This window comes from Methylobacterium sp. HJ2 (assembly GCF_056431005.1).
In genome coordinates this window covers 124,906-139,704 of the sequence record NZ_JBWJYM010000006.1, presented here as the reverse complement: position 1 = coordinate 139,704, position 14,799 = coordinate 124,906, and the positions used below count along the sequence as shown (strand labels likewise).

Here is a 14,799-nt window from a genome sequence, read left to right as displayed (position 1 = left end):
GGAAGATTAAATTTTCGCTTGCGAAAATGATCGCGGGGCGCAATATCCTTCCAACCGGCGATTCGACCGGAGCGGGAGGCGAACCATGACGACCGCAGCGACTGCGCGTGCGCCCGGCGCACCCTACGACCTGCTCGTGATCGGCGGCGGCATCAACGGCACCGGCATCGCGCGGGACGCCGCGGGACGCGGTCTCTCGGTCCTGCTGTGCGAGCGCGGCGATCTGGCCGAATTCACGTCCTCGTCCAGCACGAAGCTGATCCACGGCGGATTGCGCTACCTCGAATACTATGAGTTCCGCCTTGTCCGGGAGGCCCTGGCCGAGCGCGAGCGCCTGTTGCGGCTCGCCCCCCACATCATCTGGCCGCTGCGCTTCGTCCTGCCCCACGACAAGGGCCTGCGCCCGGCCTGGATGCTGCGCATCGGGCTGTTCCTGTATGACCATCTGGCGCGGCTGCGAACCCTGCCGGGCTCGAAGATGGTTCGTTTGCGAAAATCGCCCGTCGGAGCACCGCTGCAGGATCGCCTGACCACTGGCTTCGTCTATTCGGATTGCTGGGTCGAGGACAGTCGCCTCGTCGTGCTGAACGCCATGGACGCCCGCGCCCGCGGCGCCGAGATCCGCACCCGCACCGGCGTCGACTCCGCCCGCCGGGTGGACGGCGGCTGGACCGCCAGCCTGCGCGACGCGGAGACCGGCCGGACCGAGACTGTGCGGGCCAAGGCCGTGATCAACGCCGCCGGACCCTGGGTCAGCGAGACCCTCGGGGGCACGCTCGGCATCAACAGCCGGGCGGCGGTGCGCCTGATCAAAGGCAGCCATATCGTGGTGCGTCGGCTCTACGAGGGCGATCAGGCCTACATCCTGCAGCAGCCCGACAAGCGCATCATCTTCGCGATTCCCTACGAGCGCGACTTCACCCTGATCGGCACCACCGACGTCCCCTACGAGGACGAGCCCGGCCCGGTGCGGATCTCGGAGGACGAGACTCGCTACCTCTGCGACTGCATCAACCGCTCCTTCGCCAAGGCGATCACGCCGGTCGACGTGGTCTGGAGCTATTCGGGCGTGCGCCCGCTCTACGACGACGCGGCGGCCAACGCCTCGGCGGTGACGCGCGACTACGTGCTCGACCTCGACGGCGCGGCGGGGCGGCCCCCGGCCCTCTCGGTCTTCGGTGGCAAGATCACCACCTACCGGCGCCTCGCCGAGCACGCCATCGAGAAGATCGCCCCGTTCTTCCCCGGTCTGAAGCCCGCCTGGACGGCCGAGGCGACGTTGCCCGGCGGCGCGATGCCGGAGGCGGATTTCGAGGCCTTCCTGGCCGAGCTCACCCGCGAGGCGCCGTTCCTGCCCGCCGAGACCGCCCGTCGCCTCGCCCGCGCCTACGGCACCGAGGCCCGCGCGATCCTGGCGGGGGCGCGCAGCCTCGCCGATCTCGGCGAGGCGTTCGACGGCGGGCTCTCCGCGGCGGAGGTCGACTATCTCGTGCGCGCCGAATGGGCCCGCACCGCCGACGACATCCTGTGGCGCCGCTCGAAGCTCGGCCTGCGCAGCGCACCCGAAAGCGTCGCCCGGCTCGAGGGTTATCTCGGGGCCAAGGCCCAAGCGGCCTGAGCGTCCAAGAGGCCCAAGCGGCCTGAGCGTCCAAGAGGCTCAGGCGGCCTAAGCGTCCAGAAGCCCGAGCGGCTTGCGCGTCCAAGGGGCCCGAGCAGCCCGAACGAAGATCCGGCGCCGGCAGGAAGACCGGCCCGAACCCGACGACAGATCCCAGGGAGGGAGAACGAGATGAACCGTTACGTCGGCGCCATCGACCAGGGCACCACCAGCAGCCGCTTCATCGTGTTCGATCGCGAGGGGCGCATCATCGTCTGCAAGCAGCGCGAGCATGCGCAGATCTATCCGCGCCCCGGCCAGGTGGAGCATGATCCGCTGGAGATCTGGCGGAACACGCAAGCGGTGATGCGGGACGCCCTCGCAGAGGCCGGGCTCGACCCGACGAGCCTCCTCTCGATCGGCATCACCAACCAGCGCGAGACCACGCTGATCTGGGACCGGCGCACGGGCGAGCCGCTGCACAACGCCCTCGTCTGGCAGGACACCCGCAACGACCGGCTGGTCACCGAATTCGCCCGCGACGGCGGCCGGGACCGTTTCCGGGCGCTGACCGGCCTGCCGTTGGCGAGCTACTTCTCGGGGCTGAAGCTGCGCTGGCTCCTCGACCACGTCGAGGGCGCCCGGGAGCGGGCGGAAGCGGGCGACGTGCTGTTCGGCAACATCGACACCTGGCTCGTCTGGAACCTCACCGGAGGCCCGGACGGCGGCCTGCACCTCACCGACGTGACCAACGCCAGCCGCACCCAGCTCATGGCTCTCGACACCCTGGCCTGGGATGACGGCATGCTGTCGGCCTTCGGAATCCCGCGGGCGATGCTGCCCGAGATCGTCTCCTCGTCCCAGGTCTACGGCGAGACGCGGGTGCCCTTCGCGGGCGTGCCGATCGCCGGCATCCTCGGCGACCAGCAGGCGGCCCTGTTCGGCCAGACCTGCTTCCAGCCCGGCGAGGCCAAGAACACCTACGGCACCGGCTGCTTCGCGCTGATGAACACCGGCGAGACGCCGGTGCCCTCGACCTGCGGCCTCGTCACGACGCTGGGCTACAAGCTCGACGGCAAGCCGGCGGTCTATGCGCTGGAGGGCTCCATCGCCATCACGGGCGCCCTCGTGCAGTGGCTGCGCGACAACCTGCACATGATCAAGGACAGCGCCGAGGTCGAGCGCTTGGCGACCACCGTCGAGGACAACGGCGGCGTCTACTTCGTGCCCGCCTTCTCCGGCCTCTACGCGCCGCACTGGAACGAGGGCGCGCGCGGGCTGATCATCGGGCTGACCCGCTACGCCAATCGCGGCCATATCGCCCGGGCCTGCCTGGAGGCCACGGCTTTCCAGACCCGTGAGGTGCTGGAGGCGATGGCGACGGATTCGGGGATCCCGGTGCGGGAGCTGCGCTCCGACGGCGGCATGGTCGCCAACGTCACGCTGATGCAGTTCCAGGCCGACATTCTCGACGTGCCGGTGGTGCGCCCGAAGGTGGCCGAGACGACGGCGCTCGGTGCGGCCTACGCCGCGGGCCTCGCCACGGGCTACTGGCAGAGCACCGACGACCTCGTGCGCAACTGGGGCGTCGACCGGCGCTGGACCCCCGACATGGATGCGACGCGGCGCCAGCGCATCTACGCCGCCTGGGGCCGGGCGGTGAAGCGCGCCTTCGACTGGGACGAGCAGGACGATTGAGGGCGCATCGCCGCCGGCGAGGCCGGTGGCCGAGGAAGACCCGAGAGCCGGCCCGGACTCGGCCGAGGGCCGCTGGCCGACGCAGGGCCGGATCGGACCCGACGACACGCCATCACCAAGCGGGGGAGGACAAGCCATGACGTCGCCGTTCCTGGGCGAATTGCTGGGCACGATGGTGCTGATCATCCTCGGAAACGGGGTGGTCGCGGGCGCGCTGCTGCGCGGCTCGAAGGCGGAGGGTGCGGGCTGGATCGCGATCACGGCGGGCTGGGCCTTCGCGGTGCTGGCCGGCATCTTCGTGGCGACCGCCGCCGGCAGCCCCGATGCGCACATCAACCCGGCGGTGACGCTGGCGGGCGCCATCGTCTCGGGGAACGCGAGCAAGCTCGCCGTCTACGTGCCCGCACAGATGATCGGCGCCTTCCTCGGCGCCACGGTGGTCTGGCTGCACTACCTGCCGCATTGGGACGCCACCGCCGACCAGGGGCTGAAGCGCGCCTGCTTCTGCACCGATCCGGCGATCCGGCGCGCGCCGGCCAATTGGATGAGCGAGATCATCGGCACCTTCGTGCTGATCCTGATCATCAGCGCCTTGGTCTCCAAGGCGGTGGGCGCCACCGGCAACATCCCGACCGGGCTGACGCCCTACCTCGTCGGCATGGTGGTCTGGGGCATCGGCCTCTCGCTCGGGGGTACCACCGGCTACGCCATCAATCCCGCCCGCGATCTCGGGCCCCGCATCGCCCATGCCGTGCTGCCGATCGCCGGCAAGGGCCACTCGGACTGGGGCTACGCGCTGGTCCCGGTGGCCGGTCCCGTCATCGGCGCCGTGATCGCCGCGCTCGCCGTGCGTGCGCTCGGAATCTGAGCGGCCCCCGCTCGGCCATTCTGCCCTGCCGCCGCCACGCTCGTGTGGGAGCCGGCGCCGATGACGCCGCCTCCCGCTCCCGCAACGCCCCGGCCGACCCGCGATCCCGCGGGATCGGCGGCATGGCGCGGCTTCGGTCTCGCCTTCGGTCTCGCGGGGCTCGTCCTCGGCCTCGGCGCGATCGCCTTCGTGGGGCTGATGGATCCCTACGGCCTGCGGGTCCGGCCCGGACGGGCGCCGACGATCCTCGATCGCAACCAGCGCTTCATGTACCCGCAGATCGCCCGGAGCGGCGCCTACGACGCGGCCGTGTTCGGCACATCGACGGCGCGGCTCCTCGATCCGCAGGCGCTCGACCAAGCCTTCGGCGCGCATTTCGCCAACCTCGCGATCAACGCGGCGACACCGGACGAGCAGATGAGCCTCGCCGGGCTGTTCCTCCGGCATACCCAACCTCGCGCGCTGCTGCTCGGCCTCGACGCCACCTGGTGCGCCGCCGCGCCACGGACACGCACCGAGCATCCCTTCCCCGACTGGCTCTACGCGCCCGGCACGCACTGGGCGGCCCTCCGGCAGGTGAACTGGCAGGGCCTGATGATCGCCGGACGGGTGATGCTGCACGCGCTCCGCCTCGCGCCCGCACGCATCCGCGGCGACGGCTACGCGGTGTTCACGCCGCCCGAGGCCACCTACGACCTGGAGCGGGCCCGCGCGCATATCCGGGCCGGCACCTCGACGGAGGCGACTGGGGCCGAGGCCGGGGCGGGGCCGGGCGAACCGGATGCGATGCCGGCTCTCGATCGCCTCGACGCCCTGCTCGAAGCCCTTCCCTCCGAGACCCGTCGGATCGTCGCCTTCATGCCGGTCCACGCCGCCGCGCAGGGGCGGCCCGGCACGCCGCAGGGGCGGCGCGAGGCGGCCTGCAAGGACCGCGTCGCCGCCATCGCCGCCCGACGGGGGGCGCTCGCCGTCGATTTCCGCATCCCCTCGCCGGTCACCACGCAGGATGCGAATTACTGGGACGCCCTGCACTACCGGTTGCCCATAGCCGGGCGCATCGTCGCCGGGCTCAAGGCGGCGGCCGAGACCGGCGCCGACGCGCCGGACGGGTTCTACCGCGTGCTCGCCCGCCCTTGAGCGGATCGTGAATCTCAGCCGGCGGCCTTCTGCGCCGCCTCGGCCCGGGCCCAGCCCTCCCGCGTCTCCCCGGCGAAGTCGGCGAGGCGTCCGTCGCGGATCGCCGCGCGCATGCCGGCCATCAGGTCCTGGTAATAGGCGAGGTTGTTCCAGGTCAGCAGCATCATGCCGAGGATCTCGTCGGAGCGGACGAGGTGGTGCAGGTAGGCGCGGGAATAGTCGCGCGCCGCCGGGCAAGCGGAGGCCTCGTCGAGGGGCCGCGTGTCCTCGGCGTGGCGGGCGTTGCGCAGGTTGACCCGGCCGTGGCGGGTATAGGCGAGGCCGTGGCGGCCGGCCCGCGTCGGCATCACGCAGTCGAACATGTCCACGCCCCGCTCGACCGAGCGCAGCAGGTCGTCGGGCGTGCCGACGCCCATCAGGTAGCGCGGCTTGGCGGCCGGCAGGTGCGGCTCCACCGTCTCGATCATGGCGAGCATCACGGCCTGCGGCTCGCCCACCGCGAGGCCGCCGATGGCGTAGCCCTTGAGATCGAGGTCGGCCAGCGCCCGCGCGCTCTCGATCCGGAGGCCGGGCACATCGCCGCCCTGCACGATGCCGAACATCGCCTTGCCGGGCTGCTCGCCGAAAGCGACACGGCAGCGCTCGGCCCAGCGCAGAGACAGGCGCATGGCCTTGTCGATCGCCTCCGGCTCGGCCGGCAGGCGCACGCACTCGTCGAGCTGCATCTGGATGTCGGAGCCGAGCAGGCCCTGGATCTCGATGGAGCGCTCCGGGCTCATCCGGTGGGCCGTGCCGTCGATATGCGAGCGGAAGGTGACGCCGTCCTCGTCCAGTTTCCGCAGCGCGGAGAGCGACATCACCTGGAAGCCGCCGGAATCGGTGAGGATCGGCCCGTCCCAGCCCATGAAGCGGTGGAGCCCGCCGAGCCGGGCCATGCGCTCGGCGCCGGGGCGCAGCATCAGGTGGTAGGTGTTGCCGAGCACCACGTCGGCGCCGAGGTCGCGCACCTGGCTCGCGTACATCGCCTTGACCGTGCCGGCGGTGCCGACCGGCATGAAGGCTGGCGTGCGGATCACGCCGCGCGGCAGGCTGATCGCGCCGGTGCGGGCCTGCCCGTCCGTGGCGTGGACGCGGAACCCAAAATCGGCGGTGGGCCCTGCGGCTGGGATGTCGGCTGAGGCTGTCATCGGGTCTCGTGTCCGTGCGGCTCGGCCCGGAACAGCAGGCTGGAATCGCCGTAGGAGTAGAAGCGGTAGCCCGACGCGATGGCGTGGGCGTAGGCCGCCCGCATGGTGTCGAGCCCGGAGAAGGCCGCCACCAGCATGAACAGGGTCGAACGCGGCAGGTGGAAGTTCGTCATCAGGGCGTCCACCGCCCGGAAGCGGTAGCCTGGCGTGATGAAGATCTCGGTCGGACCGGCGAAGGGATGGAGTCGCCCGTCCGCGTCCGCGGCGCTTTCCAGGAGCCGCAGCGCCGTGGTGCCCACCGCCACGATCCGCCCGCCCGCCTCCCGCGCCGCGTTCAGGGCCTCGGCCGTCGCGGGCTCGAGGCGCCCGATCTCGGCGTGCATGTGGTGGTCGCGCGTGTCCTCTGCCTTGACGGGCAGGAAGGTGCCGGCCCCGACATGCAGCGTGACGCGGTGACGGCCGATCCCGCGGGCGTCGAGGGCGTCGAGAAGGTCCTGCGTCACGTGCAGACCCGCCGTCGGGGCGGCGACGGCGCCGGGTTCGTCGGCGTAGATCGTCTGGTAGTCGGCGGCGTCCTGCGCGTCGACCGGGCGCTTGCCGGCGATGTAGGGCGGCAGCGGCAGCGAGCCGAGGGCGGCGATGCGCGCGTCGAGGTCGGGCCCGGCGAGGTCGAAGGCCAGCACGATCTCGCCGCCCTCCCCCTTGGCGGTCACGGTGGCGTCGAGCCGGTCGAGGTCGCAGGCGCTCCCCTCGGCGGCGGTGCCGAAGCGGATCCGGTCGCCCATTGCGATGCGCTTGCCCGGCCGGGCGAAGGCGCGCCAGCGTTCGGGCGACTCCCGGAGATGCAGCATCGCCTCCACCCGCTGGCCCGGCGCGCCGGGACGCAGGCGCAGCCCGTGCAGGCGGGCCGGGATCACCCGGGTGTCGTTGAAGACGACGGCGTCGCCCGGTCGAAGCAGCCCCGGCAGGTCGGCCACCCTGTGATCCGCCAGGGGCTCGCCCGGGCGCACCGCGAGCAGACGGCCGGAGCCGCGGGGCTCGGCCGGGCGCAGCGCGATGCTGCCCTCTGGCAGCTCGAAATCGAACAGGTCCACACGCATCGCCCGCCACCTGCACGGATTGGCCGCGCGAATCAATTTGCAAGGTGCCCGGCACCCGCGCACCGCGGAACCGACGGGCGCGCGCTCCGGTTCACGCTTGGCCGCCGCATCGCCTTGCGAATCGCCTTCGGAGCCCTCCATGCCCTGGTACGCGTTGCGTCCCCGCGATCCCGCCGATCCCCGCTGGCCGGTACCGGGCGAGCCCGAGCGGATTCTCAAGGCCGCCGACGCGGACGAGGCACGGGCGAAGTTCCTGCAGGCCTTCCCGAGCGAGCCCTTCGGTACGCCGGCCTCGCCGGTGCCCGATGCGGGCGCGGGCAGCTTTCGGGGCGATCCCGACGCGCTCCTGGTCGCCGAGACGGGCGAGCCGTCCGCGCCCCGGTCCTGAGGGCCGCCGCGATGGCGACGCCCTACAGCCGGCCGGTCCGGGTGACGCTGGACGGCCAACTCGTGACCTATTGGGACCGCGAGGCCGCCCGCCTCGAGGCCCTCGCCGCCGCGGCACGTTTCGGCTGGCAGCGGCGACGCCTCGTCCGCAAGGCCGTGGAGGCCCGCGCCAAGGCCGCACGCAGCCGTCAGCGCGAGGCGGATCGGGGCGTCCCAGCGGGGTCGGACGATAGCCTCGGCTAAGACCTTTGCCGTGGCCTTGTGCCGCCCGCTCCCGTAAGCGCCCCGGACAGATCGACGGGGCACGAGAGACATGGACCGCACGCAGAAGGCCGCGCTGGCCAGCGCCGGGGTCGGGCTCGCCGTCACGGGGCTGAAATTCTTCGCCTTCGCGCTCACCGGCAGCCTCGCGCTCTACTCGGACGCGCTGGAGAGCATCATCAACGTGGTGGCCGCGATGGGGGCCTTCGTGGCCCTGCGGGTCGCCGGCCGGCCGGCCGACGAGGACCATCCCTACGGCCACCACAAGGCGGAGTTCTTCTCCGCGGTGATCGAGGGCGTGCTGATCGTGATCGCCGCCCTGCTGATCCTGCGCGAGGCCTATCTCGGGATCCTGGCACCCAAGGGCCTCGACGCGCCGGCCCTCGGTCTCGCCGTCAACGCCCTCGCCACGGTGGTGAACGCGGTCTGGGCCGTCGCGCTCATGCGCTGGGGCCGGGCGTGGCGCTCGCCCGCGCTGATCGCGGACGCGCGCCACGTCTTCGCGGACGTGTTCACCTCGGCCGGCGTCCTCGTCGGCGTAGGAGCTGTCCTGGTCACCGGCTACCCGGTGCTCGACCCGGTGGTGGCCGGCCTCGTCGCCCTGAACATCCTGTGGTCCGGCTGGCGCATGGTGCGCGAATCGGTCGACGGGTTGATGGACCGCGCGGCGCCGGGCGAGATGGTCGGGCAGATCCGCACCCTGATCTCCCGGCACGGGGCCGGTGCGCTGGAGGCCCATGACGTGCGCACCCGCTCGGCGGGCCAAGCCACCTTCATCGACTTCCACCTCGTTGTGCCGGGCGAGATGACGGTGCGCGAATCGCACGCGATCTGCGACCGGCTCGAATCGGCGCTCGAGAGCGATATCCCGGGCGCCGTGGTGACGATCCACGTGGAGCCGGGCGAGGAGGCCAAGGGCCGTGGTCTGCCGGTAATCTGAAAACCGCTCCGGCCGGCGCCAAAGCCCGCGCGGCGCCCGCGGCTAGCCGGGGCCGAACCGCGCCAAGGTCACGGCTGTCTCGCCGTAGCTGCGCCGCTCCAGTTCGACGAAGCCGGCAGGCGGGCTGAAGCCGGCGCTCTCTGCTTCCTCGACGACCACCAGGGCGCCGGTGGCCAACCAGCCGCCCGCCGCCGCGCTGGCGAGCGCCGCCGGGGCGAGGTCGCGTCCGTAGGGGGGATCGCAGAAGACCAGCCCGTAGGGTGCGCCGGGACCGACGGGCCCGAGCCGGGTGGCGTCGCGCCGGAACAGGCGGGTGGTGCCCTCCGCCCCGAACGCCTCGATATTCGCCCGGATCACCGCGCGCGCCTCGGCGCCCTCGTCGACGAGCAGGGCGTAGGCTGCTCCCCGTGACAGGGCCTCGAAGCTCAGCGCCCCCGTGCCGGCGAACAGGTCAAGCACCCGCGCGCCGGGCACCGGATCGTCGTAGGCGTGGGCGAGAACGTTGAACAGCGCCTCGCGCAGCCGGTCCGAGGTCGGCCGGATCGCGTCGCTGCGGGGCGTGCCGAGGCGTCGGCCGCGCCAGTCGCCCCCGACGATCCTCACCTCGGCCCGCGCCCGCCCGGCCGGCCGCCACCGCCGGGCCTGCCACCGGATCTGCCTCCGGGCTTGCCGCCACCAGGTGCGCCGCCCTTGAATCCGCCCGGGCGTCCGCCGGAGCGGGCCGGAGGCCCGTCGCCGCGCCCGCCCGGCCGGCCGCCGGCCCCGCCCTTGGACTCGGACGCCGCGCCGGCCTTGAAGCCGCCCCTGCCCGCCGGCCGAGCGTCACGGCCGCCGCCCTCCGACCGCTCGCCGTCGCGGCGACCGCCGGGCTTGGCGCCGAACGGCTTCGCCCCGAAGGATCTGCCTCCGGCAGGCCGGTCGCCGAAGGGCTTGCCGCCGAAGGGCTTGCCGCCCGGCTTGGCCGCGCTGCCCGCCCCGTCGCCGAAATCACGCCCGCCCGAACGCGCCCCGCGCTCCGGGCGCTCCCGCCGGTCAGGACGCTCGCCGCGCTCTTGCCGCGTCTCGTCGCGCGGCCCGCGGGCGGGGCGCTGCCGCTCGGTCGCGCGCGCGGCACCGAAGCCGTCGCCCGAATCACGGCGCGGCCGGGCATCGGCGCGGGACGGCGTGCCCTCCCCGCCCCGGGCGTAGCGGCCGCGCGGCTTGGGCGCCTCGGGCGCCGGCTCGGCCGGGCTCGGTGCCAGCCGCTCGACGACCACCCGGCGCTCACCGGTGCGAATGGCGCCGACGCGCTCGCGGCCGCGGGCGGCTGCAGCCTCGCGCTCGATCTTCGGATCCGCGCCGCGGCGCGGCGGTGGGCGGCCGTGGCGCGGCGGCTCGGCATCCTCCGCCCGCCAGACCGAGCGGCGGGGACCCGCGCCCATCCCGCCGGTCGGGACCCGCGCGGGGGCGGCCGGCCGTGCCGGACCGCCCGCGCGGGAGGGGCCTCGTCCGCCCTCGCGCGCGCCGTCCCGCGCCGGCCTGCTCCGCTCGGTGCGGGACTCGCCCGAGGCCTGAGCCTCCGCCTTCTTGGGCGAGCCGAACGGCGCGATCGGCTCGCGCACCGGGCTCTCGAAATCGACGCCCGCCTGCTCGGCCAGCGACTTGCCGAGCTGCTCCTTCAGCACCTTGGTGCGGATCTCCTCGACGAGGCCCGATTCGAGGTCGCCGAGCTGGAACGGACCGAAGGAGAGCCGGATCAGTCGGTTCACCGAGAGACCGAGATGCTCGAGGATGCGCTTGACCTCGCGGTTCTTCCCCTCGCGCAGCCCGAGCGTCAGCCAGAGGTTGTCGCCCTGCACACGGTCGAGGGTCGCCTCGATCGGTCCGTACTCCATGCCGTCGATGGTCACGCCCTTGCGCAGGCGGTCGAGCTGAGCCTGATCGGTGTCGCCGTGCGCCCGGACCCGGTAGCGGCGCAGCCAGCCGGTATCCGGGTGGGCGATCACCTTGGCCAGGCCGCCGTCGTTGGTGAGCAGCAGCAGGCCCTCGGTGTTGATGTCGAGCCGGCCGATCGCCACCACGCGCGGCAGATCCTCGGGCAGGGCCTCGAACACGGTCGGGCGCCCTTCGGGATCGCGCGCCGTGGTCACGAGGCCCCGCGGCTTGTGGAAGACCCAGAGCCGGGTGCGCTCGCGCGTCGGCAGCGGCTCGCCGTCTACCGTGATGCGATCGGCATCCGTCACGTTGATCGCGGGGGAGTCGAGCACCGTCCCGTTGAGGGTGACACGACCCTCGGCGATCAGCGCCTCCGCGTCGCGCCGCGAGGCGATCCCGGCCCGGGCGATCGCCTTGGCGATCCGCTCGCCGTCCGGCGTTGGTGCGGGCTCGTCCCGGGCTGCGGGCTCGGGCGCGAACGGGGCCGGACGGGCGTCCGCGGAGGTCGCCTCCTGAGAGGCCGCCACGGGGTCGGCCTGCACAGGGACGGAGTCGATGGACTCCGTCGGAGCGGGCTTGGCCTCCGCAGGCTCGCCGGCCTCAGGCTCCACGCCGACAGGCTCTGCCGCCGCGGGTTTCGCCTTCGCTTTGGCCCTCACAGGCTTGGCCTTCGCGGGCTCGGCCTCTGCCGGTTCGGCCGCCTCGGTCTCGAGACCACCCTCCGTCCCGGCCGCCGGTGCCTTGCGCCGGCGCAGGGGCGCCTCGCCCGACGCGGCGCGCCGCTCGCGGCCGGTCGTGCGCTTGGCGGCCTTGGCCCCGCCGCGCGGCTCGGTCGGCCGCTCGGTATTGGCGTCGGTGGAGGGTGTCCAGGGCTCGGCCGGCCCGGAAGCCCGGCCGGTCGGGCCATCATTGCTCGGAATGTCGCTCATGGGCCAAGCCCATAACAGAGCCGATCCCGCCACGCGAGGCGTCTGGCGCGGTCAGGGCCGCGTGCCGAGGAGCGCCGCGCCGAAGCCGAGGAAGATCGTACCGGTCGCCCGGTCGAGGAGGCGCTGCGCCCCCGGCCGCGTCAGCGTGCGGGCCAGCCGTCGGCCGCCCAGTCCGTAGACCGCGTACCAGAACGCCTCCGCCGCCGCGAAGGTGGCGATCAGCACCGCGAATTGCGGTCCTTGCGACCGCGCGGGATCGATGAATTGCGGCAGGAAGGCCGCTGTGAAGAGCAGGAGCTTCGGATTGCTGAGGCCGATCAGCAGGCCGCCGCCAAAGAGCCCGGCGGGCGTGGGCCTGCGCGCGAGCCCGGTCTCCGGGTCGATCCCGGCGTCGCCGCCGCGCCACGCGCGAATTCCGAGCCAGACCAGATAGGCGACGCCCGCATAGCGCAGAGCCTCGAACAGGCCGGGCGAGGCCGCGAGCACGGCGCTGAGCCCCAGGCTCGCGGCGAGCAGCACGAGGATCACCGCCGACAGGCAGCCTGCCATCGCGAACAGGCTGGCGCGCAGGCCGAAGTGCAGGCTGCGCGTCAGAACGTGCAGCATGTTGGGGCCGGGCGTCGCGCTGAGAAGGAACACCGCGCCGAGGAACAGGCACCACGTCTCGAAGGTCATGCCCGGTTCCTAACCCGGACGGCCGCGCGATGCACCGGTCCCCAAACGCGACGAGGCGGCCCAGGGGGCCGCCTCGCGCTACGCAGAACAGTTCGTGCCGAAGGTGTCGGCCGGAAACCCGGCCGCCTCGCCTACACTCTCGGCGCGCGGCCCCGCATCACGCCGAACACGGCCGAGATGAGGAACAGGGCGATCGCGACGAAGAAGACGATCTTGGCAGCTTCCATCGCGGTACCGGCGATCCCGCCGAACCCGAGGAGCGCCGCGACCAGCGCGACGACGAGGAAGGTGACGGCCCAGCCGATCATGGGAAACCTCCGGAAAACAGGGGATGCGAGGGTGCCCGGCGCACCGGCGCATGATGGGCGCCGGCCAACTCCGCCGCGGCGGTGTGGGCCCGGGATCGACCCGGGCCCGAATTCTCAGAGCTTGGTGCCGACGGTGTCGTTGACCGCCTGCTTGGCGTTGCCGACGCCGCGCTGGGCCTCGCCCTTGGTCTCCTGGGCCTTACCCTCGGCCTTCATCTTCTCGTTGTCGGTCATGTTGCCGATGCCCTGCTTGGCATTGCCGACGGCCTCGTTGACCGCGCCCTTGATCTTGTCGCCGGTGCTGCTCATGGCTGTCTCCTCAGTGTCTCTGTGCGGCCTGCGCCGCGTCGGCAGAAGAACGGCGGCGCGAGGCGGAATGTTCCATCGATTAACATTGCCCCTCTTGCCGCCGTGCCGTGCCGCTGCTCGCGGCCAAGCTCGTGCCTGCCCGTGCCAAGGAACGTCGCGGTGACGAAACCGATCCCCGGCGGCGATCCGTTCGATCTCGCCTTCGCGGCGGCCCGCCGGGCGGCGGATGCGGGCGAGGTGCCGGTCGGCGCCGTGGTCGTGCGCGACGGCACGGTGCTCGCCGTCGCGCATAACCGCCCCCGCGCGCTCCACGACCCGACCGCCCATGCGGAGATCCTGGCGATCCGGGACGCCTGCGCGGCCCTCGGGGACGAGCGCCTGCCGGGCTGCGACCTCTACGTGACGCTGGAGCCGTGCCCGATGTGCGCGGGCGCGATCGGCTTCGCGCGCATCCGCCGCCTGTATTTCGGCGCCTCCGACCCGAAGGGGGGCGGGGTCGAGCACGGGGCCCGCGTCTTCAGCCAGCCGACCTGCCACCACGCACCGGAGGTCTACGGGGGATTTCGCGAGCGCGAGGCGGCCGACATCCTGCGCGCCTTCTTCTCCCGACGGCGAGACTGAGGGGGCGCGGAGGGGGTCTGCGCTCGACAATCGCCGTCGCCGCGTCACCTGACGGGGATCCCACGCGTCCGGGAGGCACCCGCCCATGATTCCCACCTATCGTCGTGCCCTCATCGTCGGGGCGGGCCCCGGCCTCAGCGCCGCCCTCGCCCGCCAACTCGCCGCCGACGGCCTGAGGATCGGGCTCGCGGCGCGGAACACGGCCAAGCTCGCCGATCTCGCGCGGGAGACGGGTGCCGCGCTCCACGCCTGCGATGCGGGCGACCCGGCAGACGTCGAGGCGCTGTTCTCCGCGATGGAGGCTGGCCTCGGCGGCGCTCCGGACGTGGTGGTCTACAACGCGAGCGGGCGCCTGCGCGGACCGGTCTGCGACCTGGATCCCGCCGCGGTCGCCGACGCGTTGCGCGTCTCGGCCTTCGGCGGGTTCCTGGTGGCCCAGGCGGCGGCGCGCCGTATGCTGCCGGCCGGCCACGGGGCGATCCTGTTCACCGGCGCCTCGGCGAGCCTCAAGGGCTTCGCCGGATCGAGCCCCTTCGCCATGGGCAAGTTCGCCCTGCGCGGCCTGAGCCAGAGCCTCGCCCGCGAATTGCAGCCCCGGGGCATCCACGTCGCCCATGTCGTGATCGACGGCGCGATCCGGAATCCCGCCCGCGCCGGCGAGGCGCCGGACGCCCCCGACAGCCACCTCGATCCGGAGGCCATTGCCCGCGCCTACCGGGCTCTCCTGGCGCAGGACCGCAGCGCCTGGACCTCCGAGATCGATCTGCGACCCTGGCTGGAGACGTTCTGAATCTGCGGATGATCCAGAAACGCGGCGCGTGCGTTATGTGACGGTTGCGTGACGGACATCCCGGGCTTCGGCAGTCGC

The 14,799-nt window shown here is 72.9% G+C and carries 16 protein-coding genes; 9 read left to right on the top strand and 7 right to left on the bottom strand.

Annotation, left to right across the window (positions count from 1 at the left end; translation table 11 throughout):
• Positions 1-85: 85 nt before the first annotated feature.
• The 4 genes from glpD to ACS5RC_RS16070 all read left to right on the top strand — a co-directional run bounded on the left by glpD (position 86) and on the right by ACS5RC_RS16070 (position 5,300).
• On the top strand, positions 86-1,618 hold the full coding sequence (gene glpD / locus ACS5RC_RS16085; protein WP_478344894.1) for a glycerol-3-phosphate dehydrogenase: 1,533 nt from the start codon (positions 86-88) through the stop codon (positions 1,616-1,618).
• 171 nt (positions 1,619-1,789) lie between these two features.
• Entirely contained in the window at positions 1,790-3,295 is a 1,506-nt protein-coding gene (glpK, locus tag ACS5RC_RS16080) for a glycerol kinase GlpK (RefSeq protein WP_478344893.1), read from the top strand.
• A 136-nt stretch (positions 3,296-3,431) separates the two neighbouring features.
• The gene (locus ACS5RC_RS16075; protein ID WP_478344892.1) at positions 3,432-4,163 is read left to right on the top strand and encodes an MIP/aquaporin family protein; all 732 of its coding nucleotides are present in this window, start codon (positions 3,432-3,434) and stop codon (positions 4,161-4,163) included.
• Between the two features lie 60 nt (positions 4,164-4,223).
• Positions 4,224-5,300, top strand: a complete 1,077-nt coding sequence (locus ACS5RC_RS16070; RefSeq protein ID WP_478344891.1) for a hypothetical protein — start codon at positions 4,224-4,226, stop codon at positions 5,298-5,300.
• A gap of 14 nt (positions 5,301-5,314) precedes the next feature.
• On the opposite strand, the gene tgt is transcribed toward ACS5RC_RS16070, so the two are convergent.
• Together tgt and queA are read right to left on the bottom strand one after the other, a co-directional pair.
• Positions 5,315-6,487 (bottom strand): tRNA guanosine(34) transglycosylase Tgt, encoded by a 1,173-nt coding sequence (tgt, locus tag ACS5RC_RS16065; RefSeq protein WP_478344890.1) that lies wholly within the window; start codon positions 6,485-6,487, stop codon positions 5,315-5,317.
• Positions 6,484-7,587, bottom strand: coding sequence for a tRNA preQ1(34) S-adenosylmethionine ribosyltransferase-isomerase QueA (queA, locus tag ACS5RC_RS16060; protein WP_478344889.1), 1,104 nt, complete (start codon positions 7,585-7,587; stop codon positions 6,484-6,486). The genes tgt and queA overlap by 4 nt, the downstream gene beginning before the upstream one ends.
• Before the next feature lie 139 nt (positions 7,588-7,726).
• Here queA and ACS5RC_RS16055 point away from each other — a divergent pair, with 139 nt between their 5' ends.
• From ACS5RC_RS16055 to ACS5RC_RS16045, 3 genes are all read left to right on the top strand, one after another.
• Positions 7,727-7,975: a hypothetical protein gene (locus tag ACS5RC_RS16055; protein ID WP_478344888.1), complete on the top strand. Its 249-nt coding sequence runs from the start codon at positions 7,727-7,729 to the stop codon at positions 7,973-7,975.
• 11 nt (positions 7,976-7,986) lie between these two features.
• The gene (locus ACS5RC_RS16050) at positions 7,987-8,217 is read left to right on the top strand and encodes a hypothetical protein (protein WP_478344887.1); all 231 of its coding nucleotides are present in this window, start codon (positions 7,987-7,989) and stop codon (positions 8,215-8,217) included.
• Between the two features lie 70 nt (positions 8,218-8,287).
• Positions 8,288-9,175: a cation diffusion facilitator family transporter gene (locus ACS5RC_RS16045; RefSeq protein WP_478344886.1), complete on the top strand. Its 888-nt coding sequence runs from the start codon at positions 8,288-8,290 to the stop codon at positions 9,173-9,175.
• 42 nt (positions 9,176-9,217) lie between these two features.
• On the opposite strand, the gene rsmD is transcribed toward ACS5RC_RS16045, so the two are convergent.
• The 5 genes from rsmD to ACS5RC_RS16020 all read right to left on the bottom strand — a co-directional run bounded on the left by rsmD (position 9,218) and on the right by ACS5RC_RS16020 (position 13,310).
• Positions 9,218-9,778 (bottom strand): 16S rRNA (guanine(966)-N(2))-methyltransferase RsmD, encoded by a 561-nt coding sequence (gene rsmD, locus ACS5RC_RS16040; RefSeq protein WP_478344885.1) that lies wholly within the window; start codon positions 9,776-9,778, stop codon positions 9,218-9,220.
• Positions 9,775-12,018: a pseudouridine synthase gene (locus ACS5RC_RS16035; protein ID WP_478344884.1), complete on the bottom strand. Its 2,244-nt coding sequence runs from the start codon at positions 12,016-12,018 to the stop codon at positions 9,775-9,777. Before ACS5RC_RS16035 ends, rsmD begins: the two co-directional genes overlap by 4 nt.
• 51 nt (positions 12,019-12,069) lie before the next feature.
• On the bottom strand, positions 12,070-12,693 hold the full coding sequence (locus ACS5RC_RS16030) for a LysE family translocator (protein ID WP_478344883.1): 624 nt from the start codon (positions 12,691-12,693) through the stop codon (positions 12,070-12,072).
• Positions 12,694-12,824: 131 nt separating this feature from the next.
• Positions 12,825-13,001: a DUF1328 domain-containing protein gene (locus ACS5RC_RS16025; protein ID WP_478344882.1), complete on the bottom strand. Its 177-nt coding sequence runs from the start codon at positions 12,999-13,001 to the stop codon at positions 12,825-12,827.
• Between the two features lie 114 nt (positions 13,002-13,115).
• Positions 13,116-13,310 carry a CsbD family protein gene (locus ACS5RC_RS16020; protein WP_478344881.1) on the bottom strand — a complete coding sequence of 65 codons (195 nt, stop codon included), beginning with the start codon at positions 13,308-13,310 and terminating at the stop codon, positions 13,116-13,118.
• A 159-nt stretch (positions 13,311-13,469) separates the two neighbouring features.
• Between ACS5RC_RS16020 and ACS5RC_RS16015 the strand changes: the two genes are divergently transcribed.
• Positions 13,470-13,931 (top strand): nucleoside deaminase, encoded by a 462-nt coding sequence (locus ACS5RC_RS16015; RefSeq protein WP_478344880.1) that lies wholly within the window; start codon positions 13,470-13,472, stop codon positions 13,929-13,931.
• Between the two features lie 85 nt (positions 13,932-14,016).
• On the top strand, positions 14,017-14,721 hold the full coding sequence (locus ACS5RC_RS16010) for an SDR family NAD(P)-dependent oxidoreductase (protein ID WP_478344879.1): 705 nt from the start codon (positions 14,017-14,019) through the stop codon (positions 14,719-14,721).
• The last annotated feature ends 78 nt before the right edge of the window (positions 14,722-14,799 follow it).

Coding starts and splice junctions, on each gene's coding strand:
- glpD (WP_478344894.1), top strand. CDS start 86: ATGACGACCGCAGCGACTGCGCGTGCGCCCGGCGCACCCTACGACCTG.
- glpK (WP_478344893.1), top strand. CDS start 1,790: ATGAACCGTTACGTCGGCGCCATCGACCAGGGCACCACCAGCAGCCGC.
- ACS5RC_RS16075 (WP_478344892.1), top strand. CDS start 3,432: ATGACGTCGCCGTTCCTGGGCGAATTGCTGGGCACGATGGTGCTGATC.
- ACS5RC_RS16070 (WP_478344891.1), top strand. CDS start 4,224: ATGACGCCGCCTCCCGCTCCCGCAACGCCCCGGCCGACCCGCGATCCC.
- tgt (WP_478344890.1), bottom strand. CDS start 6,487: ATGACAGCCTCAGCCGACATCCCAGCCGCAGGGCCCACCGCCGATTTT.
- queA (WP_478344889.1), bottom strand. CDS start 7,587: ATGCGTGTGGACCTGTTCGATTTCGAGCTGCCAGAGGGCAGCATCGCG.
- ACS5RC_RS16055 (WP_478344888.1), top strand. CDS start 7,727: ATGCCCTGGTACGCGTTGCGTCCCCGCGATCCCGCCGATCCCCGCTGG.
- ACS5RC_RS16050 (WP_478344887.1), top strand. CDS start 7,987: ATGGCGACGCCCTACAGCCGGCCGGTCCGGGTGACGCTGGACGGCCAA.
- ACS5RC_RS16045 (WP_478344886.1), top strand. CDS start 8,288: ATGGACCGCACGCAGAAGGCCGCGCTGGCCAGCGCCGGGGTCGGGCTC.
- ACS5RC_RS16035 (WP_478344884.1), bottom strand. CDS start 12,018: ATGAGCGACATTCCGAGCAATGATGGCCCGACCGGCCGGGCTTCCGGG.
- ACS5RC_RS16030 (WP_478344883.1), bottom strand. CDS start 12,693: ATGACCTTCGAGACGTGGTGCCTGTTCCTCGGCGCGGTGTTCCTTCTC.
- ACS5RC_RS16025 (WP_478344882.1), bottom strand. CDS start 13,001: ATGATCGGCTGGGCCGTCACCTTCCTCGTCGTCGCGCTGGTCGCGGCG.
- ACS5RC_RS16020 (WP_478344881.1), bottom strand. CDS start 13,310: ATGAGCAGCACCGGCGACAAGATCAAGGGCGCGGTCAACGAGGCCGTC.
- ACS5RC_RS16010 (WP_478344879.1), top strand. CDS start 14,017: ATGATTCCCACCTATCGTCGTGCCCTCATCGTCGGGGCGGGCCCCGGC.